Annotated in this window: 26 protein-coding genes, 1 tRNA gene and 1 pseudogene; 20 read left to right on the top strand and 8 right to left on the bottom strand. The window is 66.7% G+C overall.

What is annotated here, in order from left to right:
* The first annotated feature begins 4 nt into the window (after nt 1–4).
* From AB8808_RS17590 to AB8808_RS17565, 6 genes are read left to right on the top strand one after another with little or no spacing between them, the layout of a single operon-like run.
* Nucleotides 5–1144, top strand: a complete 1140-nt coding sequence (locus tag AB8808_RS17590) for a hypothetical protein (RefSeq protein ID WP_369930844.1) — start codon at nt 5–7, stop codon at nt 1142–1144.
* Nucleotides 1141–1950 carry a GSU2403 family nucleotidyltransferase fold protein gene (locus AB8808_RS17585; protein ID WP_369930843.1) on the top strand — a complete coding sequence of 270 codons (810 nt, stop codon included), beginning with the start codon at nt 1141–1143 and terminating at the stop codon, nt 1948–1950. The genes AB8808_RS17590 and AB8808_RS17585 overlap by 4 nt, the downstream gene beginning before the upstream one ends.
* Nucleotides 1951–1985: 35 nt before the next feature.
* Entirely contained in the window at nt 1986–2966 is a 981-nt protein-coding gene (gene dusA / locus AB8808_RS17580; protein ID WP_369930842.1) for a tRNA dihydrouridine(20/20a) synthase DusA, read from the top strand.
* A gap of 28 nt (nt 2967–2994) precedes the next feature.
* Nucleotides 2995–3330, top strand: a complete 336-nt coding sequence (locus AB8808_RS17575; RefSeq protein WP_051938619.1) for a PepSY domain-containing protein — start codon at nt 2995–2997, stop codon at nt 3328–3330.
* Nucleotides 3330–4022: a response regulator transcription factor gene (locus tag AB8808_RS17570; RefSeq protein WP_036115892.1), complete on the top strand. Its 693-nt coding sequence runs from the start codon at nt 3330–3332 to the stop codon at nt 4020–4022. The genes AB8808_RS17575 and AB8808_RS17570 overlap by 1 nt, the downstream gene beginning before the upstream one ends.
* A 56-nt stretch (nt 4023–4078) precedes the next feature.
* Entirely contained in the window at nt 4079–5464 is a 1386-nt protein-coding gene (locus AB8808_RS17565; protein WP_369930841.1) for an ATP-binding protein, read from the top strand.
* A 50-nt stretch (nt 5465–5514) separates the two neighbouring features.
* On the opposite strand, the gene AB8808_RS17560 is transcribed toward AB8808_RS17565, so the two are convergent.
* Together AB8808_RS17560 and AB8808_RS17555 are read right to left on the bottom strand one after the other, a co-directional pair.
* Nucleotides 5515–6285 (bottom strand): M90 family metallopeptidase, encoded by a 771-nt coding sequence (locus AB8808_RS17560; protein WP_369930840.1) that lies wholly within the window; start codon nt 6283–6285, stop codon nt 5515–5517.
* A gap of 18 nt (nt 6286–6303) precedes the next feature.
* Nucleotides 6304–6651, bottom strand: coding sequence for a hypothetical protein (locus AB8808_RS17555; protein WP_369930839.1), 348 nt, complete (start codon nt 6649–6651; stop codon nt 6304–6306).
* 198 nt (nt 6652–6849) lie between these two features.
* Between AB8808_RS17555 and AB8808_RS17550 the strand changes: the two genes are divergently transcribed.
* The 4 genes from AB8808_RS17550 to AB8808_RS17535 all read left to right on the top strand — a co-directional run bounded on the left by AB8808_RS17550 (nt 6850) and on the right by AB8808_RS17535 (nt 9634).
* Nucleotides 6850–7830, top strand: coding sequence for a biotin--[acetyl-CoA-carboxylase] ligase (locus AB8808_RS17550; RefSeq protein WP_369930838.1), 981 nt, complete (start codon nt 6850–6852; stop codon nt 7828–7830).
* Nucleotides 7827–8585 (top strand): type III pantothenate kinase, encoded by a 759-nt coding sequence (locus AB8808_RS17545; RefSeq protein ID WP_369930836.1) that lies wholly within the window; start codon nt 7827–7829, stop codon nt 8583–8585. Before AB8808_RS17550 ends, AB8808_RS17545 begins: the two co-directional genes overlap by 4 nt.
* Nucleotides 8586–8651: 66 nt before the next feature.
* The gene (locus tag AB8808_RS17540) at nt 8652–9542 is read left to right on the top strand and encodes an SPOR domain-containing protein (RefSeq protein WP_369930835.1); all 891 of its coding nucleotides are present in this window, start codon (nt 8652–8654) and stop codon (nt 9540–9542) included.
* 16 nt (nt 9543–9558) lie between these two features.
* A tRNA-Thr gene (locus AB8808_RS17535) sits at nt 9559–9634 on the top strand.
* A 23-nt stretch (nt 9635–9657) separates the two neighbouring features.
* Here AB8808_RS17535 and AB8808_RS17530 read toward each other — a convergent pair.
* The gene (locus AB8808_RS17530) at nt 9658–10617 is read right to left on the bottom strand and encodes an oxidoreductase (protein WP_369930834.1); all 960 of its coding nucleotides are present in this window, start codon (nt 10615–10617) and stop codon (nt 9658–9660) included.
* A gap of 37 nt (nt 10618–10654) precedes the next feature.
* On the opposite strand from AB8808_RS17530, the gene AB8808_RS17525 reads away from it, so the two are divergent.
* Both AB8808_RS17525 and AB8808_RS17520 read left to right on the top strand, forming a co-directional pair.
* Nucleotides 10655–11563, top strand: coding sequence for an AraC family transcriptional regulator (locus AB8808_RS17525; RefSeq protein ID WP_369930833.1), 909 nt, complete (start codon nt 10655–10657; stop codon nt 11561–11563).
* 37 nt (nt 11564–11600) lie between these two features.
* Nucleotides 11601–13058, top strand: coding sequence for a carboxylesterase/lipase family protein (locus tag AB8808_RS17520; RefSeq protein WP_369930832.1), 1458 nt, complete (start codon nt 11601–11603; stop codon nt 13056–13058).
* Between the two features lie 9 nt (nt 13059–13067).
* On the opposite strand, the gene AB8808_RS17515 is transcribed toward AB8808_RS17520, so the two are convergent.
* Both AB8808_RS17515 and AB8808_RS17510 read right to left on the bottom strand, forming a co-directional pair.
* Nucleotides 13068–13514, bottom strand: a complete 447-nt coding sequence (locus AB8808_RS17515; RefSeq protein ID WP_354514700.1) for an RES family NAD+ phosphorylase — start codon at nt 13512–13514, stop codon at nt 13068–13070.
* Nucleotides 13514–13969 carry an Xre family toxin-antitoxin system antitoxin gene (locus AB8808_RS17510; protein ID WP_369930831.1) on the bottom strand — a complete coding sequence of 152 codons (456 nt, stop codon included), beginning with the start codon at nt 13967–13969 and terminating at the stop codon, nt 13514–13516. The genes AB8808_RS17515 and AB8808_RS17510 overlap by 1 nt, the downstream gene beginning before the upstream one ends.
* Nucleotides 13970–14143: 174 nt before the next feature.
* On the opposite strand from AB8808_RS17510, the gene rocF reads away from it, so the two are divergent.
* The 3 genes from rocF (at nt 14144) to AB8808_RS17495 (ending at nt 16900) form a co-directional block, all read left to right on the top strand.
* On the top strand, nt 14144–15064 hold the full coding sequence (rocF, locus tag AB8808_RS17505; protein WP_369930830.1) for an arginase: 921 nt from the start codon (nt 14144–14146) through the stop codon (nt 15062–15064).
* An 87-nt stretch (nt 15065–15151) separates the two neighbouring features.
* On the top strand, nt 15152–16567 hold the full coding sequence (locus AB8808_RS17500; RefSeq protein ID WP_369930829.1) for a tryptophan--tRNA ligase: 1416 nt from the start codon (nt 15152–15154) through the stop codon (nt 16565–16567).
* Between the two features lie 3 nt (nt 16568–16570).
* Nucleotides 16571–16900 (top strand): hypothetical protein, encoded by a 330-nt coding sequence (locus AB8808_RS17495; protein ID WP_369930828.1) that lies wholly within the window; start codon nt 16571–16573, stop codon nt 16898–16900.
* Nucleotides 16901–16949: 49 nt separating this feature from the next.
* On the opposite strand, the gene AB8808_RS17490 is transcribed toward AB8808_RS17495, so the two are convergent.
* Nucleotides 16950–17414 (bottom strand): YehS family protein, encoded by a 465-nt coding sequence (locus tag AB8808_RS17490; protein ID WP_285405655.1) that lies wholly within the window; start codon nt 17412–17414, stop codon nt 16950–16952.
* A 79-nt stretch (nt 17415–17493) separates the two neighbouring features.
* Between AB8808_RS17490 and AB8808_RS17485 the strand changes: the two genes are divergently transcribed.
* Complete coding sequence (locus AB8808_RS17485) at nt 17494–18639, top strand: acyltransferase family protein (RefSeq protein ID WP_369930827.1); 1146 nt, start codon at nt 17494–17496, stop codon at nt 18637–18639.
* A 53-nt stretch (nt 18640–18692) separates the two neighbouring features.
* On the opposite strand, the pseudogene AB8808_RS17480 reads toward AB8808_RS17485, so the two are convergent.
* A pseudogene (locus tag AB8808_RS17480) lies at nt 18693–22709 on the bottom strand (putative Ig domain-containing protein); the annotation flags it as partial.
* A 631-nt stretch (nt 22710–23340) separates the two neighbouring features.
* Here AB8808_RS17480 and AB8808_RS17475 point away from each other — a divergent pair.
* From AB8808_RS17475 to AB8808_RS17460, 4 genes are read left to right on the top strand one after another with little or no spacing between them, the layout of a single operon-like run.
* Nucleotides 23341–23874 carry a phage tail protein gene (locus AB8808_RS17475; protein WP_369930825.1) on the top strand — a complete coding sequence of 178 codons (534 nt, stop codon included), beginning with the start codon at nt 23341–23343 and terminating at the stop codon, nt 23872–23874.
* Nucleotides 23875–23894: 20 nt separating this feature from the next.
* Nucleotides 23895–24425: a phage tail protein gene (locus tag AB8808_RS17470; RefSeq protein WP_369930824.1), complete on the top strand. Its 531-nt coding sequence runs from the start codon at nt 23895–23897 to the stop codon at nt 24423–24425.
* Nucleotides 24426–24447: 22 nt separating this feature from the next.
* The gene (locus AB8808_RS17465) at nt 24448–24981 is read left to right on the top strand and encodes a phage tail protein (RefSeq protein ID WP_369930823.1); all 534 of its coding nucleotides are present in this window, start codon (nt 24448–24450) and stop codon (nt 24979–24981) included.
* Nucleotides 24981–25502, top strand: coding sequence for a GNAT family N-acetyltransferase (locus tag AB8808_RS17460; RefSeq protein ID WP_369930822.1), 522 nt, complete (start codon nt 24981–24983; stop codon nt 25500–25502). The genes AB8808_RS17465 and AB8808_RS17460 overlap by 1 nt, the downstream gene beginning before the upstream one ends.
* Here AB8808_RS17460 and AB8808_RS17455 read toward each other — a convergent pair.
* Nucleotides 25495–25785 (bottom strand): DUF6916 family protein, encoded by a 291-nt coding sequence (locus AB8808_RS17455; RefSeq protein WP_285405669.1) that lies wholly within the window; start codon nt 25783–25785, stop codon nt 25495–25497. The genes AB8808_RS17460 and AB8808_RS17455 overlap by 8 nt on opposite strands.
* Between the last annotated feature and the right edge of the window lie 173 nt (nt 25786–25958).

Below are 25958 nucleotides of genomic sequence, written 5' to 3'. Positions count from 1 at the left end.
AGCCATGCCGCAAGCCACCAGAGAGTCAAATAAAGCATCAGTCGCCACCAAAGATCTGGCCCTTCGGTTCCAATCGCTTGGTTGGCTAGTCGACATGGAGCCTCGCCTTGGATCGGTGCAAGCCGATCTGATCGCGCGGAAAGGATCGGTCCAATATGTCATCGAGCTTAAGACGATAGGCGAGGGGCGCTCGGATAGAGTCATCGCACTGCTATCCCAGGCCATCTTGCAGGCGTCCGCGTACGGCAGGATGCTGTCGATGCGTCCCCTGGCGGTGGTGCGAGTCGACACGGTGTCTCCATCCTTGCTCGCAAGGATAGAGCGATTTCGTCAGGACTACGCGCCTGACGTATCGGTAGGGCTGATGTCCGACTCGGGTGTGTCGCGCTTCATAGGTCCATATCTTGATGGCCTTGATCAAGCTCCCGTTGATGGGCGGATGGATAGCCCTCCGCGAGCACGCCATCAAACGGATCTGTTTTCCGACCTAAATCAATGGATGTTGAAGATGCTGTTGGCTCCGGATGTCCCACAGCACCTGCTGAAGGCGCCGCAGAGAGAGTACCGAACGGGGGCCGAACTAGCCGAGGTCTCCGGAGTATCTTTGATGAGTGCTTCACGGTTCTTGCGGCGTCTGAAGGAGGAAGGATTTCTAGATGATGCAGGTTCGACGCTAAGAATCGTCAGGAGGCACGAGCTGTTCCGACGTTGGAGATCTTCTGCCATGCGGTCGTCTCCTGAGCTTTCCGTGTCATTCTTACTTCCGTCTACGGGAATAAAGCAACTACAGAAAGTTACGTCTACGCTCGGCGGATGTATTGGCCTTTACGCGGCGGCTGACATGTTGGATATCGGGCATGTACGAGGTGTGCCGCCGTATCTTTACGTGAGGCGGATGAATACGTTGAACCTTGAGATGGGTGGTCTTTTACCGGTCGCGCCGGGAGAGATCCCTTCCTTGATAATCAAACAGGCCAATGCACCGGAGTCGCTTTTCCGCGGCGCCCTGTCACTTAACGGCGCGTGGGTGTCTGACGTAATTCAGATCTGGCTGGATGTCGCCGCACATCCGTCACGCGGTGAAGAGCAGGCTCGACATCTTGAAGCCGGTGTACTTTCGCGGCTCCTGGAATCCAAGCGATGAACGACCAGATCGCATTCGGGCGGTTAACCACCGTCCTCTTGCCTTGGAGCCATCAGGTAATTGTTATCGGTGGGTGGGCTCATCGCCTTTACCGCTTGCACCAGAAAGCAGCGGCGCCACCTTACCTGCCACTGGCGACGCTGGATGCCGACGTTGCGTTTGCCGAAGGAACAAGGTTGGAAGGCGATATCCGTGAAAGGCTCCTCGACGCCGGATTTCGTGAGCAACTCTCTGGAAATCACCGCCCTCCTGTGTCGCAGTACACACTCGGGGATGATGGGTCTGGTGGTTTCTACGCTGAGTTCCTTACGCCCATGACTGGCAGCGGAAGGACTCGCCAGGGGCATCCGTTAGCGACTGTCGAGCGAGGTGGCATCACTGCGCAGCGACTCAGATATCTTGATCTGCTGTTCGCAGATCCTTGGACAGTGACGCTCGGCGAAGAATGGGGGCAGTTGGATGCGGTCAATGTGCAGATTCCCAATCCCGTAGCGTTCATTGTCCAGAAGTTGTTAGTCCACGATCTGCGCCAAGGCAACAAGAAAGCGCAGGACATCTTGTATATCCACGACACGCTCGAATTGTTCGCGTCGAACCTGGAAGCGTTACGGGCGATATGGGCGGAGTCGGTGCAAGGGTGTCTTCACGACCGTTGGCTTCGCGCATTGGAGAACGTGAGGCGCGACATGTTCGGTGAGCTCAACGATCGGATTCGCGACGCAGCAGCCATTCCGGTCGACCGTAATCTGGACCCAGGTCGAATGCGGAACCTGTGCATAGCGGCTCTTCAAGAAATTCTTGACTGATGTGTCGGGTATACGGGACGGCTAGAATGTGGGGTATGCAACCTATCGCCCCCACCGCGTTCCGCCTCACCGTCGCCCCCATGATGGACTGGACGGACCGCCACTGCCGTTATTTCCACCGGTTGCTTTCCCCGCATGCCCGCCTCTACACCGAGATGGTCACCAGCGCGGCGCTGGTGCGCGGCAACCAGTTGCGGCTGCTCGAGCATAGCCACGAGGAACACCCGGTGGCCCTGCAACTCGGCGGCAGCGACCCGGTGGAGCTGGCCAAGGCCGCGGTGATGGGTGCGGCGGCCGGTTACGACGAGATCAATCTCAACGTGGGTTGCCCGTCGGATCGGGTGCAGTCCGGCAAGTTCGGCGCCTGCCTGATGCGCGAGCCGGCCCTGGTCGGCGAGTGCGTCCGGGCCATGGCGGACGTGGTGGACGTGCCGGTCACGGTCAAGTGCCGCATCGGCGTGGACGACCAGGATGCCTACGAGGACCTGCAACGGTTCACCACCACCATGGTCGAGGCCGGTGTAGGCATCCTGGTGGTCCATGCGCGCAAGGCGTGGCTGGCAGGTCTCAGCCCCAAGGAGAATCGTGAGATCCCGCCGCTGGACTACGAGCGGGTCTACCGCCTGAAGCGTGAGTTCCCCCAGCTCACCGTCGTGATCAACGGCGGCATCACCACGGTGGAGGCGGTGCGCGAGCACCTGGCCCGGGTGGATGGCGTGATGCTGGGGCGGGCGGCCTACCACGACCCCTTCGTGCTGGCCCGGCTGGAGGCCGACCTCTACGGCACGCCGGTGCCCGACCGGGCCGAGGTGCTGGATCACATGCGCATCTATATAGACGCCGAACTGGCCAGGGGCACCCAGCTCAAGCACATCACCCGGCACATCCTGGGACTGTTCCAGGGCGAGCCCGGTGCACGCGGCTTCCGGCGCCAGTTGAGCGAGGGCGCGCACCTTCCGGGCGCCGATTGGCGCCTGATCGAGGCCGCCATGGCACCTTTGCGGCAGGCCGCCTAGGTTTCGTTCAGCTTCAGGCGGGTAGGCCATGGGCATGATCGTGCCACTTGCCGTCCGCCGTCGTGCCGCGCCAGACATGAAAATCACGTTTCTTCCGCTAATTTTCGCCGCGTTCTGCGTCGCGCTGCCCGTGGCTGCCCAGGCGGAACAGTCGCTGACGCTCGAACAGGCCGTTAGCAAGGTGCAGAAGGAAACCGGGGGGAAAGTGCTGTCGGCGGATACGCGGCTCGTGGAGCGCGGCCGGATCACCGAATACCGGGTCAAGGTGCTGACGCTGGACGGTCACGTCCGCGTCGTCCCCGTCCGAACCGAAACCGCCAAGCCCCTGGACCTCAGTGCCGGGGACAACAAGGAGAAACATTGATGCGCATCCTGCTCGTTGAGGACGAGGCACCGCTTCGCGAGACCCTCGCCGCGCGCCTGAAACGCGATGGCTTCGCCGTCGACGCGGCCCAGGACGGCGAAGAGGGGCTCTACCTCGGCCGCGAGGTGCCCTTCGACCTGGCCATCATCGATCTGGGGCTGCCCAAGCTCTCGGGCATGGACCTGGTCAAGGCGCTGCGCGAGCACGGCCAGCGCTACCCGATCCTGATCCTCACGGCACGCGGCAGCTGGCAGGACAAGGTCGAAGGCCTCAAGCACGGCGCCGACGACTACCTGGTCAAGCCGTTCCATGTCGAGGAGCTGCTGGCCCGCATCAATGCGCTGGTCCGTCGCGCCAGCGGCTGGTCCAAGCCGGTGCTGGCCTGTGGGCCGATCAAGCTCGACACCACGGCGCAGACGGTCACCGTCGAAGGCCGTCAGGTCGACCTGACCAGCTACGAGTACAAGGTGCTGGAATACCTGATGCTGCACGCGGGCGAGCTGGTCTCCAAGGCCGACCTCACCGAGCACATCTACCAGCAGGACTTCGACCGCGACTCCAACGTGCTGGAGGTCTTTATCGGCCGCCTGCGCCGCAAGCTGGACCCGGAAAGCGCGCTCAAGCCGATCGAGACCGTCCGCGGTCGTGGTTACCGTTTCGCCATTCCGCGGAACGAAGCCGACGAAGACTGATCGAAACCGTGGACGGCGCCGCCTCACCACCGCGCCGTCCCGAGGTAGCCGGAAGCATGGATAACGCTTCACCGATCAAACGACGGCCACTTTCGCTGGCCGCGCGCGCCGCGCTGGCCACCGGCTTCGCGCTGGCGGCGTTCCTTGGCCTCACCGGCCTGGCGCAGAACAAGGCCAACTACGCCTCCGAGCTGTCGGCCATGCACGACCGGCTGCACAATTACGCCATCGCGTACATCACCGGTACGGACATCACCCGTGCCGGCAAGGTCACCACCCCGGACAGCCAGCCCAACCCCGACTTCTCGCGACCGGGCTCGGGCCTGTACGCCATCATCGTCGGCAACGAGGGCTTTCGCTGGGAGTCGTCGTCGGCGCTGGGCCGCGATTTCGATTTCGTGCGCATGCTGGCGCCGGGCGAGACGGCCTTCGAGCCGGTGGAAACCCGCAGCGGCAAGCTGTACGTCTTCAGTTACGGCGTGTCGCTGGATAGCACCGACAAGCGCAGCGTGCCGCTGACCTTCGCGATGGCGCAGACGGAAGACCAGTTCGAGCGGCAGGTGGCGACGTACCGCCGCACGCAGTTCCTCTGGCTGGCCATGCTGGGCATGATGCTGATGCTGCTGCAGCTGTTCCTGCTGCGCTGGAGCCTGTTGCCGCTGCGTCGCGTGTCCAGTGATCTCGCCCACATCGAGCGCGGCGCGCGCGACCACCTGGACGGCCCCTACCCGATGGAGCTGACGGTGCTGACCAAGCGCCTCAATGCCTTCATCGACAGCGAGCGCGAGCAGCGCACGCGTTACCGCGACACCCTGGCCGACCTGGCGCACAGCCTGAAGACGCCGCTGGCCGTGGTGCGCTCGCAGCTGGAAAACGACGCGGATGCCCGCAGCCTGCGCGGGGATATCCTCGAGCAGGTGCGCAAGATGGACGAACTGGTCGCCTACCAGTTGTCGCGGGCCGCCACGTCGGGCCGGCGCACCATCGCTTCGGTCGAGCCGATCGCGGGGCATGCGGAAGACCTCGTGCAGAGCCTTGAGAAGGTCTACGCCGCCAAGAACGTGCTGTGCGAATTCGAGATCGAGGACGGCGTGACCTTCCCCGGCGAGCAGGGCGACCTGCTGGAACTGATGGGCAATCTGGTCGAGAACGCCTTCAAATGGGCCTCGCATCGCGTGCTGCTTACCGCGCGCTCGGTGGCGAAGGTGCGCGGCCGCGCCGGCCTCGAGCTGGTCGTGGAAGACGACGGCCCCGGTATTCCCGACGACAAGATCGACCTGATCCTGCAGCGTGGTGTCCGTGGCGACGAGCGGGTGCAGGGCCACGGCATCGGTTTGTCCATCGTGCAGGACATCGTCAAGGCGTACCAGGGCGAGCTGCACGTCGACCATTCCGAGGAACTGGGCGGCGCCCGTTTCAGCGTGCGTATCCCGCCGGCCTGATTTTCCCGTGTTGCCTGCGCAGGCTGGCAGGCAGACGCACCCGATGGCTCTCAGCCCCGATCGGCCGGTGAGGGTCCATAGAAGGCCTCGAGCAGCCGGGCTACCGCCGGCTCCGTCTCGCGCAGCGCCGCCGGCTGCGAAAAATGCATTTCGCTGGTAACGGCGAAATATTCCTCGGGAGCTTCCGCGCCGTACGGGTCGATGGCGGTTTCGCGCCCACGATCCGCGGCGCGCGACAGGCGTTCGAAGCCGCGTTGCATGGTGGCGATCCACTCGCGCCGATCGATGCCTTGGGGCAGGGGCGGCACACCGTTGGCCGGGCGCGCCAGCATGTCCAGCTTGTGCGCCATCTCGTGCACGATCACGTTGACGCCATCCCACGGCGCCTCGATGTCCAGCGCCACGTCGGCGAGCGACAGCACCATGGGTCCCCGCTCCCATGCTTCGCCGATCAACGTGTCGTCGCTCTCGGTCACCACGCCGGTCGGCGGGTCGTGGCGGCTGCGTCGCACGTTGAACTGCCCCGGATAGACCAGCACGTTGGTCCAGCCCTTGAAGGCCTTCGGCCCGTGCGGAAGCGCAGGCAGACTGGCCTGCATGGCGATGGCCAGTCGCCAGAAATCGTCGAGCACCGCGCCGCCCAGCGCGTGGAACCGCTTGGTATGCAGGAACAGGGTGGCCAGTTCACGCAGGTAGCGCGCACGCGGCGGGTCCAGCGCGCGTGCCAGCGGCAACCGTACCACCGCCTGCGCCCACAGCGTGTCGTCGATCGGAGGAATCGGCGCGCGAAAACCCGCAAGCCACGAGGAGAGAACGCCCAAGGAACGATCCGGGGCGTTCTAGAAAATGGATCCGGGAAGCATGGACTGCCAGCTGGGCCCCGAGCGACCGCCCGACGAGCCGTCGTGCGCGTCGGCGTCGGCATCCACCGGCGGCGGCATGGGGATCTGGCCCTGGCCTCGCGTGCCGGGTACCCCATGGAACGGGCGCGCCGTATCGGAACCGGCGCCGTCGCGGCCACTGTCCTGGCCCGAGCGCGAACTCGAGCCGGCATCGAACGACGATGACGACACGACCGACCGGCCCAGGGAGAGCAGGTTGCTGGTCATGCGGGCGTCGGACGCGGCGGCGGTGCCGATGGCACCGACGAGGCACAGCCATCCGAAGATGTACGGTCTGGCGTTCATCGGTATACCCCGTGGGCCCCGGACATGCCGGGGGACGACCGATCCTCTCAGAAATATCGCGTGGGTGCCAGTGCTGGAGGTCCGTCATCGGCCCTCCCGGGTCGACGCGGGCGAAATCCGTCCCGCTGCCCTAGAATTGCGTGATGCCACGGTTCCTTCCTTCCCCGACACCGGCCGCCTGACGGCCCACGGTAGCCCATGCTCGCTCGCGACCTCATGGAAGCCCTCGCCGGCGGCGACGCCGTGTCCGGCGCCACCCTGGCCCGGCAGGCCGGTGTCACGCGTGCCGCCGTGTGGAAACAGATCGAATCCCTGCGGCTCAAGGGCGTGCCGGTGGAGGCCAAGGTGGGCGGGGGATACCGGCTGCCATGGACCACGGAGCTGCTCGACGCCCGGCGTATCCGCGCATCGCTGTCTCCCGATGTCTCGCCCCGGGTCGGCATGCTGGAAACCCATTGGGAGATCGACTCCACCTCGAGCGAGCTGGCGCGGCGCATTCCCACCCTGGACGACCTCGCGTTCGTCATGGCCGAGACGCAATCGGCCGGTCGTGGACGCCGCGGGCGCGTGTGGCTGTCGCCGCCCGGGATGAATCTTTACCTGTCGGTGCTCAAGCGGTTCGACAGCGGCTTTGCGTCGCTGTCCGGGTTGTCGCTGGCGGTCGGGGTCATGCTGATCCGCGCGCTGGACGACCTGGGCATCCGCACGGCCGGCCTGAAGTGGCCGAACGATGTGCTCGCGGGGCACGCCAAGCTGGCCGGCATCCTGGTCGAACTGTCCGGCGAATATTCCGGTCCCTGCGCGGCCATCATCGGCGTCGGCCTCAACATCCGCCTGCCCGATACCCTGCGCGAGCGTGCCGCCCAGCCGGTGACCGACCTGGCCGATCTGGCCGGTGGGCAGCCGCCGGGACGCAACCAGGTGGCCACGGCGGTGGTCTCCGCGCTGGCGGAAGGGCTGCTTGCCTTCGAGCGTCGCGGCTTCCCGGCCTTCGCCGCGGAGTACGCCGCCCACGACCTGCTGCGCGACCAGCCGCTACGCGTCATCGATCCGCGCGGCGAATACAACGCCATGGGTGAAGGTGTGGACGAGCGCGGGGCGCTGCGCGTGCGCCGCGCCGACGGCGAGACGGTGACCGTGGACAGCGCGGATGTCTCCGTACGCAGGAGTGGCACGTGATCCTGTTGCTGGATCTGGGTAACACTCGCCTGAAGTTCGCCTTGCTGGACGGCACCGCCTTCACCCATCGGGGCGCGTTCGGCTGGGATGCCGACATCGCGCACGAACTGGCCGTGCTGTGGGCCGCGTGGCCGAAGCCGACGCGGGTCGTCGGCGCTTCCGTCGTGGATTCCGCGCGGGAAACCGCGGTGGATGTGGCGGCGGGCAAGGCCTTCGGCCTGAATGCCGAATGGGTGCGCACCCCGGCACAGGCCTGTGGCGTGACCAATGCGTACGCGGAGCCGCAGCGCCTGGGGGTGGATCGCTTCCTGGCGCTGGTGGACGCGCACGCGGCCGGACGCTCGCCCTGTGTCCTGGCCAGCGTGGGCACGGCGCTCACCCTGGATGCGCTGGACGCGGACGGCCGGCACCTCGGCGGCTGGATCGCGCCGGGCCCGTTGCTGATGCAGCAATCCGTGCTCGGGGCCACCGTGCAGGTGCGCCCATCGACCGCGGGCAACGTCCGCGATCTGGCCGACAACACCGCCGACGGCCTGGCCTCCGGCTGCTGGCAGGCCTGCGCGGCCCTGGTCGATCGGTTCGTCGAGCGCTCGCGGGACACCCTCGGCGGACACCCCACCGTGACCCTGGGCGGGGGCGACGCCGCGGTGCTGGCCCCGCTGCTCGAGAATGAGGTCATGCTCGTGCCCGATACCGTGCTGCGCGGGCTGGCCGTCTGGGCCACGGTGCACACCGCCACCGTCGATATCGCCTAGAATCCCGACGCCGCCGGTTCTGACCAGGGGAACGCGCGCAGGTCCAACGTCACGCCCAAGGCCACCATGCTGCTGCGTTTGTTCTTCGTCTTGCTGATCGCCCTCAACATCGCGGTGGCCGCGTGGCTGCTGCTGGGCGACACCGGCACCCATGCGGTGGACCCCACCGACAGCGGCGTGCCCCGACTCAAGCTGCTGGCCGAGGTGCCTGCGCCGGCGACGACGGTAGCGCCACTCGCCGCTGCACCGGTCCATGCCGCGCCTGCTGTGTCGACGTCCGTCTCGGCACCGGCGTCTTCGAATGCATCGCCGGCGACGGCAACCACTCAGGCATCGGTCCCCGCATCCACACCCGCGGCCTCTGCACCGATCGCGCCCGTGTCCGGCGCCTCGGCGACGTCCGCCCTGGCCGCGGCCGCCGCCAAAGCGAAGGCACCGTCATCGTCCTTGCCCACGACACCACCGCCGGCCATTCCGGCCCCGACCAGTCCCAAGCGCGCCTATCGCTGCCTCGCCGTGGGCCCGTTCGCCAACCAGGTGGACCTGCGCGCCGCGCGCACGGCCATCGCCTCGCGTACGGTGCGCAGCCGCCAGCGCCAGGAGCAGACCAGCGAGTCGCGCGGCTGGCGGGTATTCCTGCCCGCGCAGGCCACGCGTGAGCAGGCGTTGGCGCAGGCCCGTCGGCTGGAGGCCAAGGGCATCAAGGATTATTTCGTGGTGACGGTGCAGGGTGAGCTGCAGAACTCCGTGGCCCTGGGCCTGTTCCACGACCCGGCCAATGCGCGTAAGCGTCGCGACGAAGTGGCCGCCGCCGGTTTCCCGGCCCGCATGAGTGAGCGCACCGAGACCACGCCCGTGTGGTGGCTGGACGTGGTGGTGCCCGAGGATGGCGGCAGCGACCTTCGCAAGGGCCTGCGCAATCCTGCCGTGACCACTCGACCCACGGGTTGCTTCTGATAAACTTCCGCACTTCGCCGGCATAGCTCAGTTGGTAGAGCAACCGCCTTGTAAGCGGTAGGTCCCCAGTTCGAATCCGGGTGTCGGCACCACCCCGCGAAAATCCCGATCGGCCTCAACCGTCGGTCGATCTCGACAACGCCTCCCAGCGATCGATGTCCGCCGCCATGGCGCCCAGTTTGCCGCGCACCAGGTCGAGCGCGTCGCTGCCCAGCAGAAGATGCGCGGGTGGATCAGACAGGTCGATCAACGCCAGGATCGCCTTGCCCGCCCGGGCCGGATCGCCCAGTTGCTTGCCGCTCTTTTCCTTGCGTGACTGCCGGATGGGTTCGAACAACGCGTCGTAGTCCGCAATGCTTCGCGGCGTACGCCGCATCGATCGCCCGGCCCAGTCCGTCCTGAAACTGCCCGGTGCAACAGCCGTGACGTGGACGCCGAACGGTGCCAACTCTTTTCCCAGCACCTCGCTGATGCCTTCAAGGGCGAACTTGCTGCCGCAGTAGTAGGCAATGCCCGGCATGGTGATGAAGCCGCCCATGGAAGTGATATTGACGATGTGGCCGCGTCGGCGTTCGCGGAAACTCGGCACGAAGGCTTTCGTTACGGCCACGGCGCCGAAGACGTTGACCTCGAATTGTCGACGCATCTCCTCCATGGGCGATTCCTCCAGGATGCCCTCGTGGCCGTAGCCCGCGTTGTTGACCAGCACGTCGACGGCGCCATGACGGGATTCGACCTCGGCGACGACGCCCGGTATGGCGTCGTGGCCGGTGACGTCGAGGATGACCGCATGCGCGCGCGTGGCGTCCAGGGCTTCGAACGCGACGCGGGCATCTTCGCTTCGCACGGTGCCGATGACGCGGTGGCCGGCCGCGAGGGCTTCACGCGACAACGCCTGCCCGAAGCCGCTACTGACGCCGGTGATGAAAAATGTCTTGCTACCCATGGCCTGGCCTTTTCGTATGAGGTGCCGACCAAGGTAGTTCCCATGGACGTTGCGTCCCATGGCCTGACATCTGGTGTTGTTGCCTGATCCTATGATCCGGTTTGCATCGATGCAGGGGATGAAGGACATTGGCGCGATGGACGATAGCCACCGCCGGCGTCAGCGCATGATTCATCTTCTCCGCGGCATGGCCCGCGACGAGGGGTACACACTGACGTGCCTGCCCGACGTGCGCCTGCTTCGCGCCGATCGACCCCTGAGTCGTACGCCCGTGCTGTACGAGCCCGGCATCGTCATCGTGGTCCAGGGAAGCAAGCGAGGCTTCCTGGGGCGGCAGACCTTCATCTACGACGACCAGCACTACCTGGTCGTGTCCGTGCCGGTGCCCTTCACCATGGAGACGCATGCCACGGCACAGGAGCCGCTGCTGGCGATCTACCTTCGCCTGGATATGGCCATGGCCCTCGACCTGTGTGAGCAACTGGACCGCCACGAAGGTGTGGCCACGGCGGAGCCCCGTGGCCTCTATTCATCGCCGATGGAAGCAACGCTGTCGATGGCCGTGCTGCGTCTGCTCGAGGCGCTGGCGACTGCGCCGGAGGGCGAACTGCTTGGCCCCGCCATGGTGCGGGAGATCTACTTCCGCGTGCTGTGCGGCGCGCAGGGCGGCTCGATGCGTGCCGCGCTGGCCCAGCAGGGGCGATTCGGCAGGGTGGCGCGCGCGATCCGTTTGATCCACAGCGAGTACGACGAGGCCCTCAGCGTCGATCGCCTGGCCGATGAGGCGGCGATGAGCGTGCCGACGTTTCATGCCCATTTTCGCGCGATGACCGGCACGTCGCCGATGCGCTACGTGCAATCGACCCGGCTACACCAGGCGAGGCTGCACATGCTTCGCCAGGACACGACCGCCGCGGCGGCCGCGACCGCTGTCGGCTACGAAAGCGCCTCGCAGTTCAGTCGTGAATTCAAGCGCCTGTTCGGTCGCCCTCCCGTCGAGGAAGTGGCACGGATGCGACGGGACTTCGCCATGCCGGAAGCACTGACGCCGTCGGGCTTCGTGTCGTCCCATTGAGCGTCGCCCAGCCAACCGAGCCACCGAGGAAAGATCCATGATCGACGTTCGACGGGTTTTCATCGCCGTTATCGCCATCGCCACGCTGGCAGGCGCGGCATGCATGGCGAAGCCTCCCCAAGTGCGGGTGACGCAGGGCATCCTCGCCGGTACGACGTCCGCAGGCGTGGATGCCTTCCTCGGCATCCCTTACGGTGCCAGCACGGCGGGTGAGGGCCGGTGGCGCTCGCCGCGACCGGCTTCCGCGTGGCGGGCGACGCGCATGGCGACGGCCTTCGGCCCCGCCTGCCAGCAAGACGTCGGCGGCAGCTTCGGTCCGTACACGCCGGAGTACCTCGTGCAGGGCGAGGTGAGCGAGGACTGCCTTTCGCTGAATGTCTGGCGCCCGTCCGCTGCCACGGCGCCCCATGTGGGCTTGCCGATCATGGTCTGGGTCCACGGCGGCGGTTTCGCCGGTGGCTCGGGATCGGTGCCGATCTACAACGGCGCGACGCTGGCACGTGGCGGCATCATCGTGATCACGGTGAACTACCGCCTCGGCGTCTTCGGTTTCCTTGCGCATCCGGAGCTCTCTGCCGCCGAGGGCGCGCCGGGTAACTACGGCATTGAGGACCTGCTGCTCGCACTGCATTGGATCAGGGAGAACGCGCCGGCATTCGGTGGCGATCCGTCGCGTATCACGCTTGCCGGTCAGTCGGCGGGCTCCATGGCGATCCACGACCTGATGATGGCGCCCGCCGCGAAAGGCCTGTTCCAGCAGGTCATCTCGCAAAGCGGTCCCGGCATGGGCATAGCGCCCCGAACCCTTGCGCAGGCGCAGGCAACGGGCAAGAAAGTCCTGGCCGCGGCGGGCGTCCGCACCGTCGATGAACTGCGTCGTCTGCCTGCATCGCAGGTGGCGCAGGCGGCCCGTCATGCCGACGAAGGGATGATGACGTTCGCGCCGGTGATCGACGGACGGCTGATTCCGTCCGACCCCTATGCCAGCGTCGCCGGTACGTTTATCGACACACCTGTCCTTGCCGGCATGACGGCGGATGAATCATCCGGCGACGCCGATGCAGCGGATCGGCGCATGCACCGTGAGCGAGGCCTTGCCGCCACCGAGCGCTGGGCGAGGGCGCGCGCTGCCACGAGTCACCAACCGATCTACCTTTACCTGTTCGATCATGTCGAACCCGGTTCGGAAGCCTTCGGTGCGTTCCACAGCTCGGAGATTCCCTATGCGCTGGGTAACCTCGATGCGACGAAAGGACGGGCTTTCCAGCCACGCGATCGCGTCATCGCCGATACGATGACCGCGTACTGGCTGGGCTTCGTCAAGACGGGGCGGCCTGTCGCCAAGGGGCAAGCGGTGTGGCCGCGCTATGACCCCGCCACACCGGTGATGATGCATCTTGGCGATCGCATGCAGGGCGAGCCCCTGCTCGATGCGGCGAAGCGCCGGTTCTACGACGCCTATGTCGAAGGCGGCGGTCACCTGTCGCTTTTCTGAAGCCAGCCCTCAGCGCAGATAGCGCCGATCGAACCAGAACGGCTCCACTTCGACCTCGGTCACGCAGCGCGCCATGTCCGCATGCGCGGGATTCACCAGCACGTTGGTCGCATGCGCGAGGATGGCCGACGGCACCGGCAGCAACAGGTGATCCTTGCGGGCCAGCCAGGCGTCGCCGACGGCCTGGCTGGTCGGCTCGTTGGCCTGCCAGCCCGATGGCAGCCGGGGCGTTGGCGCCAGGGTGGCGCGGTCGTCCACGTCGATGGCGATAAGCTTGAGCGTCAGCGGGATGGCCGTGATGCCCAGGCGCATGTGCGCCATGGCTTCGACCATGGCGAGGGCAGGGTGCTCGGAGGTGTACAGGATGGCGCGGCCACGCGTGTGCCAGCGGCCGTCCGCATGCTGGCCGCCCACTCCGCTCAGGCCGGGATAGGACGAGATACGCCACAGGCGCATCAGAACATGCCGTGGGCGGTGCGCAGGATGCGCGCTTCGATCAGCCGCGCGCCGTTGTCGCTGGCCGCAAGCGCCAGCGGGGTGACCGGCGGGTCGCCGTCCAGGTAGTCGGCCGGCGTGTTGAACCAGGTGAGCGCCATGGCCTCGTCACCGAACAGTTCGACGGCTTCCGCGAACACCCGGGCGACACGCACCACGCGTTCGGATTCGACCTCGCTGAAGCGGCCTTCGCTGAGGCGACGGCGCACCGTGCTTTCCGGCGCGACGAGGTTGGCGGGAAAATGCAGCTTGTCGGCCACACGGCGATAGGAATGGACCGAAATCCCCTGACTGACCAGCCGGACGGCATCGGCATCCGACTCGAGCTTGAGATCGAGCAGCCGGGCCATGCGGCTATGCACCGTCTCGCGGCCTTCATAACGGATGGGGTCGGCATCGGCGACATAAGCAATCATGACGTAATTCTCTCCATTTGAGCGAAAGTCTACGCCATTTGGCGGGCATCCGCACGCGGCCTCTGTCCCGTTCGTTCGTCGTCCTTCGCTGCGGGCATCGGCTACCCGCTGACGCGCTGCAACGTGGCTGTTTCCGGGCGCCATGTAAACTTGCGGGATGCTGAGTCCTATCGTATGAGCCCGCTTACCCGTTCCGTCGCCCTGATCGGCGCCCCTACCGACATCGGTGCCGGCCACCGTGGCAGCTCCATGGGGCCGGAGGCGCTGCGCGTCGCCCGCCTGGCGGAGCGCCTGTCCCGTCGGGGCATGCACGTGGTCGATCGCGGCAACCTGTCCGGCCCGCTCAACCCCTGGCTGCCGCCGGTGGACGGTTACCGCCACCTGGACGAAGTGGTGGCCTGGAACACGGCCGTGCACGATGCCATCCATGCCGCGCTGACCGAAGGCCAACTGCCGATCATGCTCGGGGGCGACCACTGCCTGGCGATCGGCTCGATCTCCGCGGTGGCCCGCCATTGCCGCGAGACGGGCAAGAAGCTGCGCGTGCTGTGGCTGGATGCCCATGCGGACTTCAACACCAGCCAGATCACCCCGTCGGGCAATATCCACGGCATGCCCGTCGCCTGCCTGTGCGGCCATGGTCCCGACGTGCTGACCCATATCGGCGGCACCGTGCCGGCGACCACGCCGGACGTGTTCCGCCAGGTCGGCATCCGCTCGGTGGACGAGGGCGAAAAGCGCTTCGTCCACGAGGTGGGCATCGATATCTACGACATGCGCTACATCGACGAGATCGGCATCAAGGCCGCGATGGAAGAAGCGCTGGCCGACGTGGATGCGAATACCCACCTGCACGTCAGCTTCGACGTGGATTTCCTCGACCCTTCGATCGCGCCGGGCGTGGGTACCACCGTGCGTGGCGGCCCCAACTACCGCGAGGCCCAGCTGGTCATGGAAATGATCGCGGACACCGGCCGGGTCGGCTCGCTGGACATCGTCGAGCTCAACCCGGCGTTCGACAAGCGCAACCAGACGGCGAAGCTGGCCGTGGATCTGGTCGAGTCGCTGTTCGGCAAATCCACGCTCATGCGTTGACCCGGGCTCCGGTGGCGGCCACGGGTCGCCGCCGGGGCAGTCGCGGGCTACACTCGGACGGTTATCGTCCGTAGCCCCAAGGTCCCCATGCATACCCGCGTCCTCACCGGCATCACCACCACCGGCACGCCGCACCTCGGCAACTTCGTCGGTGCGATCCGTCCGGCCGTCCTGGCCAGCAAGGACCCGAACGTCGATGCCTTCTATTTCATGGCCGACTATCACGCGCTGATCAAGAGCGACGACGCCGACCGCGTCGAAGCCTCGCGCATGAAGATCGCCGCCACGTTCCTGGCCGCCGGCCTCGACCCGAACGTCGCCACCTTCTACCGGCAGTCGGATATTCCCGAAGTGCCGGAGCTGATGTGGCTGCTGACCTGCGTCACCGGCAAGGGCCTGCTCAACCGTGCCCATGCCTACAAGGCCGCCGTGGATCGCAACGTCGACGGCCAGGAAGACCCGGATGCGGGCATCACCGCGGGCCTGTACATGTACCCGGTGCTGATGGCCGCGGACATCCTCGCGTTCAACGCCAACAAGGTGCCGGTGGGCCGCGACCAGATCCAGCACATCGAGATGGCGCGTGACATCGCGCAGCGTTTCAACCACACCTACGGCCGCGAGTTCTTCGTCATGCCGGAGGCGCACATCGAGGAGCAGGTGGCCACGCTGCCGGGCCTGGACGGTCGCAAGATGTCCAAGAGCTACGACAACACCGTCCCGCTGTTCGAGGGCGGGGCCAAGGGCATGCGCGAGGCGATCATGAAGATCGTCACCGATTCGCGCGCGCCGGGCGAGCCGAAGGACACCGCGGACGCCGCGCTGTTCACGATCTTCAAGGCGTTCGCCTCGCCGACCGAAACCGTGGCCTTCGAGCAGTCGTTGCAGGGCGGCATGGGCTGGGGCGAAGCCAAGGTGGCCCTGTTCGACCGCATCGAAGCCGACGTGGCGCCCATGCGCGAGCGTTACGAGGCGCTGATGGCACGCCCGGACGACATGGAAGACGTGCTGCTGGCCGGTGCCGCCAGGGCCCGTGCCGTGGCCGGGCCGCTGCTGGAGACGCTGCGCGAAGCCGTCGGCCTGCGCAGCCCGCGCTACCGCCGCCAGGCGGACGTTACATCGCCCGCGGCGCCGGCCGCTGCGCCGAAGGCGCGTCCGCCGCGCATCGCCAGCTTCCGCGACGACGACGGCAGCTTCCGCTTCCGCCTGTTCGATGCGGATGGCGCCGAACTGCTGCTGTCGAAGGCGTTTGCCGATCCCAAGGCGGCCGGTGCCTTGCGTCAGTCGCTGGCGACGCTGGGCGGGGCGGCTGCCTCGCTCGCCGCTGTCGGCGATCACCTGGGGTTGCAAGTCGATGGCGCCACGGTAGCCACAGGTCCGTCCTTCACCGATGAAGCCAGCCACGCGGATGCCGAGGCCCGCGTTCGTGCGGCGCTGGACGCACTCGCTGCCGTCACGGCGGACGAGGCCGCGGCCAAAGCGGCGGCGAAGAAGGCGAGCTGAGCCATGCGCTACCTGGCCCTGATGCTGCTGGCGCCCTGGTTGATCGTGCTGGGCTGGGCCTATTGGCAGTACCCGAAGTCGCTGGTGACCAACGCCACCCGCCGCGCGTTCGACGTGCTGGCGCTGGTCGCGGCGGTCGTCGCGTCGATCCAGGCGGCCCTGGTCTCGTTCGACGCGGTGGAACTGCCACCGGCCGATAGCTTCGGCCCGAAGAGTGGCGCCATCTGGCAACAGGTGGTGCCGGCACTGTGGGGATACGGCGCGTTCGTGGCCGTGCTGGCGCTGGCGCTGATCGTCCGCCAGGTCGTCTGGAAGCGCGGCGAGCGCCGGTAAGCGCGTCGCCATGTGCAGCCCGCGGGCTCACACGTGAGCGGCCGTCTGGTCAGGCGCCGCGCAGTTTGCCGGTGAGGCCCTTCAGGAAGTTGCGCAGGAACTGGTCGCCGCAGAGGCGGAAGTTGCTGTGCTTGGGCTGGCGGAACAGGGCGTTGATCTCGCCACGGGAGACGCGAAAGCCGGCGTTGGTCATGAGCGCCAGGATGTCGTCTTCCTTGAGCTCGAAGGCCACGCGTAGCTTCTTCAGCACCACGTTGTTGTTGACCCGGGTCTCCACCGGCCTGGGCGGCTGGCTTTCGTCGCGACCACGGCGGTGCAGGATAAGGCCGTCGAGGAAGTGGGCCAGGGCGGCATCGGGCATCTCGACGAAGCCGGGCTCGTCTTCCTTGCGCAGCCAGGGATCGACCTGTTCGCGGGTGGCTTCGAAGCCGGTGAGCTTGAGGATCTCGACCACATGGACCTCGCCGAGGTCGAGCATGTAGCGGATGCTGCGGAGTGTGTCATTGTTGAGCATCCGCCTAGGGTACACCGGCCGATCTGCGGCAGGAACATAAACCACGGACTGCCCGGTCCGATGCCAGGAAGCGATGCCTATGCCGCCCGTCCCGCCCACCAACGCCGGACACGCCGGGCGCAACCTCTACATCGACCTGCTGCGCGGCGTGGCCATCGTCATGGTGATGCTGCTGCACTTCTCGCTGACCTACCGGCTGCATCGCAGCCCGTTGGCAGACTGGGTGCCGGTGGATACGCTGCGGACGCTTTTCTACAACGGCAACTATGGCGTGTCCGTGTTCTTCGTGATCTCGGGATTCCTGATCACCTCGAACATGCTTCGGCGCTACGGCAGCCTGGGCGGTATCGACCTGGGGCATTTCTATCGCCTGCGCCTGTTCCGCCTTTACCCGTCCATGATGCTGGCGCTGGCGATCATCACGGTGCTTGGCCTGGCGGGGCTGCCGGACTTTTCCAACGTGCACGAGGGCGTGCCGCTGGGCAACGGCTTCTTCGTCATCGCCGGTCTTTCGGTACTGACGTTCTGGCACAACGTGCTGATGGGGTCGGTCGGCTACTTCAACTACGCGATGAACGTCTACTGGTCGTTGTCGGTCGAAGAGGTGTTCTACCTCGTCTACCCGCTGGTGTTGCTCATCGCCCGCCGGCCCTGGCAGCGTGTGGTCATCGGCTGTGCCGGCCTCGTCATCGGCCCGGCCTACCGCTGGCTGCACGACGACAACGAGCTGTTCTACCTGTACGGCAACCTGGCCTGCGTGGACATGCTGGTCTACGGCTGCGCGGCAGCGGTCGCCGCGCGCGAGGTGGTCTGGACGCCGGTGTTACGCCGGTGGGTGGCGCTGCTCGCCCTGCTGGCGATGGGCTGGGTATACATGCGGGGTATCGACGGCAACGAGGCCTTCGGCGCCACGCAGATGGGTATTGCGGCGGCGGTGTTCCTGGTCGCGGTCGCCGCGCTGCCCGGCGGTGCGTTCGCCCGTCGGGCCGGTGCCCCCCTGGCGTGGCTGGGCGCGCACAGCTACGAGCTCTACCTGTTCCACATCATCGTGCTGGGCATCCTGCGTGAACTGGTGCCCAAGGCCACCCTGACGCCGGAGCGCAAGCTGCCGTTGTTGCTGGTCTTCTTCCTGGTTTCCGCCCTGTGCGCGTGGCTGGTGGCCCGCTTCTACGGCGATCCGCTGAACCGGCGGCTGCGGGCGCGCTTCAGCCGGCGCAACGCCTGACGCTCATGTACCTGCGGCTCCACGCATCGCGGTGATGCGTGGAGCCGCGCCGATCAGAACGTCTTCTCGATGCCCAGCAGGATCGACTGGTTGGCGTGCGTGCCCGAGTCGAACAGCGCCTGGTATTCGGCGCGTAGCGACAATCCGCTGTCGAACTGCGCCTGGATGCCGACACCCAGCAACGTGTGGTTGCGCGCGGTATCGCCCACGTTGGACCGGTAAAGCGGCCCGGCCAGCAGGTCCGCATAGGACATCGTCGCGTTGCTGGCGCCCTGGAAGTCGCGCTGGTATTCCACGCGGACACGCGGCACCAGCACCCCGAAGTCGCGCTTGAGGCGGAACTCCGCCCGCAGGCCCAGGGCACCCGTGGAGGTGCGCACCGTCTGCCCGCGGTAGTCGAGGGCATAGGTGGCGTCGCCACGCTCGGTGTAGCCGTCCAGCTGCGCGCGCGATACGTCCAGTCGCCCGTAGGGCGTCAGTCGCGTGGTGCCGTCGTCGTGCTCGTAGCCGAAGGCCACCGATGCGAACGCCTGCTTGCCGTTGCGGCTGCCGGTGACACGACCGCCGTCGGCCGTCACGTAGCGCCGTGCGTCGAAGTCCAGCCACTGGTAGCCGAGCAGGGTATCGATATAGGTGCTGTCGCTCGGACGCAGGCTGGCATACAGCGCCATGTTGTAGGCGGTGGTGGTGTTGCGGCTGCCCATCTTGCCGATGTCGCTGGCATCGTGGCCGTAGCCCACACCCAGGCCCAGGGTCAGTGCGTTGGACAGGCGCTTGTCCGCACCCACGCTCACACCCGAGGTGGTGAAGTCGACGCCGTTGGCGGCCGCGCCGCGGTTGGTCGCACCGAAGTTCACGGCACCGCCGGTCCAGAACGCCACGTCGTCCGGCGACGCCTGTCCACTCTGGGTCGGCGCCCTACGCGCCTCGGCCTGCAGGAAGGCGGGCGCGTCGGGATCGTTCATGGCCTCGGCCACGCCCTTGCCCGGACGGTCGCCGTTCACGGCCTGGCGGCCGCCACCGGAGCTGAAGTTCAGGCCATTACTGAAACGGGACGATGCGGCGTTATGCAGCGATTCCAGGCGCTGCTGGAAGTTGCTGATCTGCCCGCTGGCCATGCGACGAGTGGCATCCACCTGCGCGCCGAGGATGCCGGTGACTTCCGCGTCCTTCGAGGGGTCGGGGCGTGCCGTCACGGTGATCGTCACCGTGGCCGGCTGGGACACCGCGTAGGCGTTGGACAGCGTGTACACCAGCTGGGCCTGGCCCGAGAACGCCGCGGCGGCGGCGAAGTCCAGGCGATAGCCCGTGGCGGTCTTCACGATGGTGGCCGTACCCGATTGCGCGGGCGAGAGCGACACCACTGCGGCGTCGGTAAACGGACCGCCGCGCGCGGTGTTGGTCAGGTCCACCTGCACGGACTGCCCGGCACCGACCGTCGCGGTCAGCGCCACGGCCATCGGCCGCGGCTGTACCGTCACCGTCACCGTGGCCGGCTGAGACACGCCGAACACGTTGGTGAGCGTGTAGCTGAAGCGCTGCGTACCGCTGGCATCCGCCGGCGTGGTGTAGGCGATCGTCGTGCCGTTGACGGTCGCCGTGCCGACGGTGGGTGGCGTGACCACGGTCACCGCCGTGAACGGGCCACCGCTGGCACCCTGGGTGGCATCCACGTTGATGGTCTGGCCGGCCACGCCCGTTATGGCGACCTGTTCCGGCACGACGGGCAAGGTGCCCGCCTGCACGGTGATCGTCACCGTGGCGACGTTGGAGCGTCCGCCCGGTCCGATGGCCGTATAGGTGAAGCTGTCGGTGCCGAAGAAGTCGGTGGCGGGCGTGTAGCGCACCGACGTGCCATCGACCACGGTGGCGCCATGCGTCGGTGCCGTGGCGACGGCCACCGACGTGATCACGCCGGTGTCGTTCGCCGTGACCGGAATCGTCACCGGCTGGTTGGCTGCGGTGCTGGCCGTGTCGGCGACCGCCACGGGGACGGCATCGCCGATGGTGACCGAGTACGCCTGCGTGCCGGCCATGCCGTGCACGTCCGTGGCACGGACGGTGAACGTCACCGGACCACTGCGCGTCGGCGTGCCGGCGAGCGCACCCGCCGACGACAGCGTGGTGCCTTCGGGCAAGGCGCCCGCGCTTACCGCAAAGGTGTACGGTGCCGCACCGCCGCTGGCGCCGAGCGTTGCGCCATAGGCGCTGCCCACGGTGCCACCGGGCAGCGTAGCCGGACTGACGACCACGGTAACGGCGGCGATGGTCAGCGTGTAGTTCCGGCTGAGTGTCGCCGGCGTCAGGCTGCCATCGGTCACCGTCACGGTGAACGGGAAGCTGCCGGTGACGGTCGGCGTACCCGAGAGCACGCCGGACGTCGCGTCGAAGCTCATGCCCGCGGGCAGCGCGCCCGTGAGGGACAGCGTGCGTGGCGCCGAGCCACCGCTGCTGGTGAAGGTGATGCTGTTGCTGGCGCCATAGGTGGCCGTCAGCGCGGGGCTCGCCGGTGTCAGCACGAGGGGGTCGGCATCGACAGCCAGCGTCAGGTTGACCGTCGCGGTGAAGGGGCTGCCCGCGCCGGTGCTGCTGTCCGCGACATGGATGGCCACGGGGAAGTTACCGGCCTGCGTCGGCGTCCCGCTGAGGGTGCCGTTGTCGGCCAGGGCAAGCCCGGTCGGCAGGTTGCCGGTCACCGTGTAGTGGTAAGGCGCGGTGCCGCCCGTCGTCGAGAACGACGCGGCATAGGCCTGGCCCACATGCGCCGTGGGCTGGCTGGTGGGCGTTAGCACCAGCGCCGCGCCGCCGACGTTGACGGTGTAGGCGCGACTGCCGGTGAAGTTGTTGCCGTCGGTAGCGGTGACGGTGAAGTTGAATGCCCCCGAGGACGTCGGCGTACCGCTGAGCACGCCGGCCGCGCTGAGGCTCAGGCCGGACGGCGTCGCGCCCGCGGTGATGGCGAACGTGTACGGTGCCGTGCCGCCCGAGGCGGTCACGGTCTGCGAGTACGCCGTGCCCACCGTCGGGTTCGGCAGCGTGGCCGGTGCAACCACCACGCTGGGTGCGGCGACGGTGAGCGAGTACGCACGCGAGCCGCTGAACGGTGCACCGGAACCGCTGGAACTGTCGGTGGCGCTCACGGTGAAGTTGAACGTGCCGGCTACCGTGGACGTGCCGGAGAGCACGCCGGTCGGTGAAAGGGTGATGCCGCTGGGCAGGGTGCCGCCCGTGACAGCATACGAATACGGCGCGGTACCGCCACTGGCCGTGACCGTGCTGGAGTACGCCTGACCGGCCGTGGCGTTGGGCAGGCTGGCCGGTGCGACGACGATCGTCGGTGCCGCCACCGTGATGGTGTAGGCACGGCTGCCGGTGAAGCCGCCGTTGTCGGTGGCGGTGACCGTGAAGTTGAACGTACCCGTTGAGGTCGCGGTGCCGCTGAGCGTGCCGCCGCCGGCGAGGCTTATGCCGGCTGGGAGCGCGCCCGCGGTGACCGCGAAGGTATACGGCGCGGTGCCTCCCGAGGCGCTGATGATCTGCGAATACGCGGTACCGACCGTCGGGTTCGGCAAGGTGGCCGGAGCGACCGTGATCGTGGGTGCGCTGATGGTGACGGAGTAGGTCCGCGTCGTGCTGAACGGCGCGCCGGTACCCGTGGAGCTGTCCGTGCTGCGCACGGTGAAGCTGTAGTTGCCGGGCGTGCTGGGCGTGCCGGACACGTTACCGCCGCTGGATACGGTGATCCCGGGCGGAGGCGTGCCGCTGCTTACCGCATAGGTGTACGGCGCGGTACCGCCAGACGTGCTGAGGGCCTGGCTGTACGCCGTACCCGCCACGCCGTCGGGCAGGGTAGTCGGCGCGATCGCCAGTGTCGGCGCGGCCGCGTTGATGGCGATGGTGCGCGATGCGGTGTTGTTGCCGCTGTCGGTGACCGTGAACACGGGATTGAAACTGCCGGCCTGGGTTGGCGTGCCGCTGACGACACCCGCGGAGGAAAGCGTGATGCCGGCGGGTAGCGCGCCACCGGTCAGCGTCCAGGTGTATGGCGTCGAACCACCGGAGGCGGCCAGTGACTGGCTGTACCCGGTGCCGACCGTGGCGTCGGGAAGGGTGGTCGTCGTGATGGACGGACCCGACTGCTGCACCGTGACGCTAAAGGGGATGACCGAACCGTCGTCACCGTCGATGACGGAGAAGCTGTCGGTGGCCGAGCCGTCGCCGTTGTTGGTGTAGTACACCAGGCCGGTGGAATTGTTGTTCCGGGGGTCGTTGGTTCCGTGCTGCGGCGGGCTTTGATACCCGTTGATGCCGCTGATCGTGCAGTTGCTGAGGTCCGTGACGACCGTGCCCCCGGAGGCGACGACGATCGATTGGGGCTGGCAGCCCGCGGCATGGGCAAGTCCACCCAGCATGAGCAGGCAGAAGCCGAACAGCCACGTTGCCACGCGCGAACGCGCGCGAGCCTGCACGACCGCATGGCGGCCGCGAAAAAAGAACGATGTCATGTAATCCCCTGTGTCCCCGGCTGAAACAGCAGCCAGCGAGCGCATTATGCGCAGCCGTCTTGTCTCAGTAGCATGTGTAATCGGCAACGTTGGGGCGAACTTGAATCCCGGCTCTTGTTTACCTTCACGCCATGGACGAAAGTCCGTCAAGGCGGGCACCGCCGCCTCACGCGAGCCAACCAGCAGGGGACACCGGATGAGCAACTATTTCCTCGGGCAGATCATGCTCGCGGGGTTCAACTTCGCACCCAGGGGGTTCGCAGCATGCAACGGCCAGTTGATGCCGCTGCAGCAGAACCAGGCGTTGTATTCCCTGCTCGGCGTGAAGTTCGGCGGTGACGGTCGCACCACGTTCGCCTTGCCCGATCTGCGCAGCCGCACGCCGGTCGGCTCGGGGCCGTCGGCTGACGGCAGCTGGCAACCGCCGGCTTATACCGTCGGCGCCGCTGCCGGCGTGGAGAACGTGACCCTTTTGCAGGGCCAGATGCCGGCCCACACGCATCCCTTGAACGCCACCACGACGGCAGGCACGCTCAAGTTGCCGACCAACGCGTTGTACGGCGGCTCGGGTGCGGAAAACTTCTATGCCACGCCGGCCCATCCGACACCGCTGATGGGTTCCACTATCGGCATGGCGGGCGGCAACCAGCCGCATCCCAACCTGCAGCCCTACGATGTGATCGGTTTCAACATCGCCATATCCGGCGGCATTTTCCCCACACGTAGCTGACGCCGAACCAGGAGATTTTCATGTCCGATCCCTTTGTCGGCGAGATTCGCATGCTCGGCTTCAGTCGCGTTCCGCAGGGTTGGCTTGCCTGCGACGGCAGCCTGGTCTCGATCAGCGATTACCAGGTGCTGTATGTGTTGCTGGGCACCACCTACGGCGGTGACGGAGTCAACACCTTCGGTGTTCCGGATATGCGTGGTCGCCTGCCGATCGGGCAGGGTCAGGGGCCTGGGCTGGGCAGCTATGTCGTGGGACAGAAGTCCGGCACTGAAACGGTGACGTTGTCGACGCCGCAACTGCCCATGCACAACCACATAGCCGTGGCGACGACCGACACAGGGACCAGTGCGACGCCAGGCGCATCCGCCGTGCTCGGCGGCATCGCGCCGGACACGATGTATACCCCTGACATCACCGGATTGACCGGTTACACCATGGCGACATCGGCGGTGGGCAACCAGGGTGGTTCGCAGCCGCACAACAACCTCATGCCGACGCTGAGCGTACCGTTCTACATCGCGTATCTCGGCATCTATCCCACTCCTCCTTGATCCCTCGCCAGGCGACTACGACATGACCGAACCCTACTTCGGCGAAATCCAGCTTTTCGCCTTCGACTTCGCTCCCGTCGACTGGGCGTTCTGTAACGGCGCGACGTTGCCGATGATGCAGTACTCGGCGCTGTATTCCCTGCTTGGGGTCACCTATGGCGGCAACGGTTCGACCACCTTCATGCTGCCCAACCTCACGTCGCGGGCGCCCGGGGGTATCGGCGCCGGACCCGGGCTGACAGCGCGATCGGCAGGCAATACGTACGGCGAGTTTCAGCATGCGTTGACGTTGCCCGAGATGCCCTCGCACGGGCACAGTGCCACGGTGTACGTGCAGCGCGACCAGACCAAGCGAACGTCGGTGCCGTCGTCGGGTAGTGCCCTGGTCACTCCCAGTACCACATCGCCATTCCTTCCGGCTGCCACACCGTCCACCACGATGTCTCCCGTGGCCATCCAGCAGACCGGCTCCGGCCTGCCGCATGAAAACCGGCAGCCGTTCCTTGCGTTGAATTTCTGCATCGCGTTGCAGGGCGTTTATCCGCAGTTCGACTGATGGCGCTGCCCGGATTTCCTGCTGCCGGCGTTGCCAGCGACGCGCTGGCGGCGTCACTGTCCACTGTCGGCGTGCACCTGCGTGCATGCACCTACCACGACCTGCCGTTCCTTCGCACGCTTTACCGCCAGACGCGTGACGACGAGCTGGCCACCACCGGTTGGCCGGAAGAAACCCGGGCCATCTTCGCCGACCAGCAGTTCGGCATGCAGCACATGCACTTCGTGCGTCACTTTCCGGACGCACATTTCTTCCTCCTGCAACGCGACGGCCGTGACATCGGGCGGTATTATCTCGATGTGACCGACCAGGCGTGGCATGTCGTCGACATCGCCCTGGTGACGGCCATGCGTGGCCAGGGCATCGGCACGGCGTTGCTGCACGCGACCCGTGCACTCGCACCCGTCGTGACGCTCAGCGTGGCCGTCAATAATCGGTCCGCGCTACGGCTGTACACGCGGCTGGGTTTCGTCGACGAAGGCGAGGCCGGTGGCATGCACCGGCGCATGCGGTCTAGTTGAAGACGGCCTGGTAAACGAAGCCGTTGCGGTCGCGCGCGATGGGCACGAGGAAGATGCCGAATTCGCCCAGTTGCGGATGGCGCATCGTATAGGTGCGCTGGGCGAAAAGGATCGCCGCGGTGTTGTGGAACAGCAGGGAAAACGCCTGTCGAAACGACGACGCCGCGGGCAGCGGTTGCACTTCCACCAGCACGAAGGGCGCATTGCCGTCGCCGGTATCGACGTCGGCCTCGAAGGTTTCGTTCAGATGGCCGGCGAAGTGGTGGATCTCGAAGAACTGCATGGATGCCCTCCCGTATGGCCTGCGTTGCGCAGGTCGGTTGCGTTGGGGGAGAGCATCGCGCACATCGAGCGCTCCTACAAACGCCGTTAGTACCCGGTCATGTAGGAGCGCACGATGTGCGCGAAAAAACACCCGGGATTACGACTGCACCCCGGTTACTGCGCCAACCCGCT

It is taken from the genome of Xanthomonas sp. NCPPB 2632 (genome assembly GCF_041228075.2).
Taxonomy (GTDB): domain Bacteria; phylum Pseudomonadota; class Gammaproteobacteria; order Xanthomonadales; family Rhodanobacteraceae; genus Luteibacter.
Note: the sequence above shows the minus strand (reverse complement) of the source record. Positions and strands in the feature narration are given on the sequence as shown.

Bases quoted from the DNA above. Each gene is read 5' to 3' on its own strand.
- AB8808_RS17590 (WP_369930844.1), top strand. From the start codon at position 5: ATGCCGCAAGCCACCAGAGAGTCAAATAAAGCATCAGTCGCCACCAAA.
- AB8808_RS17585 (WP_369930843.1), top strand. From the start codon at position 1,141: ATGAACGACCAGATCGCATTCGGGCGGTTAACCACCGTCCTCTTGCCT.
- dusA (WP_369930842.1), top strand. From the start codon at position 1,986: ATGCAACCTATCGCCCCCACCGCGTTCCGCCTCACCGTCGCCCCCATG.
- AB8808_RS17575 (WP_051938619.1), top strand. From the start codon at position 2,995: ATGGGCATGATCGTGCCACTTGCCGTCCGCCGTCGTGCCGCGCCAGAC.
- AB8808_RS17570 (WP_036115892.1), top strand. From the start codon at position 3,330: ATGCGCATCCTGCTCGTTGAGGACGAGGCACCGCTTCGCGAGACCCTC.
- AB8808_RS17565 (WP_369930841.1), top strand. From the start codon at position 4,079: ATGGATAACGCTTCACCGATCAAACGACGGCCACTTTCGCTGGCCGCG.
- AB8808_RS17555 (WP_369930839.1), bottom strand. From the start codon at position 6,651: ATGAACGCCAGACCGTACATCTTCGGATGGCTGTGCCTCGTCGGTGCC.
- AB8808_RS17550 (WP_369930838.1), top strand. From the start codon at position 6,850: ATGCTCGCTCGCGACCTCATGGAAGCCCTCGCCGGCGGCGACGCCGTG.
- AB8808_RS17540 (WP_369930835.1), top strand. From the start codon at position 8,652: ATGCTGCTGCGTTTGTTCTTCGTCTTGCTGATCGCCCTCAACATCGCG.
- AB8808_RS17530 (WP_369930834.1), bottom strand. From the start codon at position 10,617: ATGTCCTTCATCCCCTGCATCGATGCAAACCGGATCATAGGATCAGGC.
- AB8808_RS17525 (WP_369930833.1), top strand. From the start codon at position 10,655: ATGATTCATCTTCTCCGCGGCATGGCCCGCGACGAGGGGTACACACTG.
- AB8808_RS17520 (WP_369930832.1), top strand. From the start codon at position 11,601: ATGATCGACGTTCGACGGGTTTTCATCGCCGTTATCGCCATCGCCACG.
- AB8808_RS17515 (WP_354514700.1), bottom strand. From the start codon at position 13,514: ATGCGCCTGTGGCGTATCTCGTCCTATCCCGGCCTGAGCGGAGTGGGC.
- AB8808_RS17510 (WP_369930831.1), bottom strand. From the start codon at position 13,969: ATGATTGCTTATGTCGCCGATGCCGACCCCATCCGTTATGAAGGCCGC.
- rocF (WP_369930830.1), top strand. From the start codon at position 14,144: ATGAGCCCGCTTACCCGTTCCGTCGCCCTGATCGGCGCCCCTACCGAC.
- AB8808_RS17500 (WP_369930829.1), top strand. From the start codon at position 15,152: ATGCATACCCGCGTCCTCACCGGCATCACCACCACCGGCACGCCGCAC.
- AB8808_RS17495 (WP_369930828.1), top strand. From the start codon at position 16,571: ATGCGCTACCTGGCCCTGATGCTGCTGGCGCCCTGGTTGATCGTGCTG.
- AB8808_RS17490 (WP_285405655.1), bottom strand. From the start codon at position 17,414: ATGCTCAACAATGACACACTCCGCAGCATCCGCTACATGCTCGACCTC.
- AB8808_RS17485 (WP_369930827.1), top strand. From the start codon at position 17,494: ATGCCGCCCGTCCCGCCCACCAACGCCGGACACGCCGGGCGCAACCTC.
- AB8808_RS17475 (WP_369930825.1), top strand. From the start codon at position 23,341: ATGAGCAACTATTTCCTCGGGCAGATCATGCTCGCGGGGTTCAACTTC.
- AB8808_RS17470 (WP_369930824.1), top strand. From the start codon at position 23,895: ATGTCCGATCCCTTTGTCGGCGAGATTCGCATGCTCGGCTTCAGTCGC.
- AB8808_RS17465 (WP_369930823.1), top strand. From the start codon at position 24,448: ATGACCGAACCCTACTTCGGCGAAATCCAGCTTTTCGCCTTCGACTTC.
- AB8808_RS17460 (WP_369930822.1), top strand. From the start codon at position 24,981: ATGGCGCTGCCCGGATTTCCTGCTGCCGGCGTTGCCAGCGACGCGCTG.
- AB8808_RS17455 (WP_285405669.1), bottom strand. From the start codon at position 25,785: ATGCAGTTCTTCGAGATCCACCACTTCGCCGGCCATCTGAACGAAACC.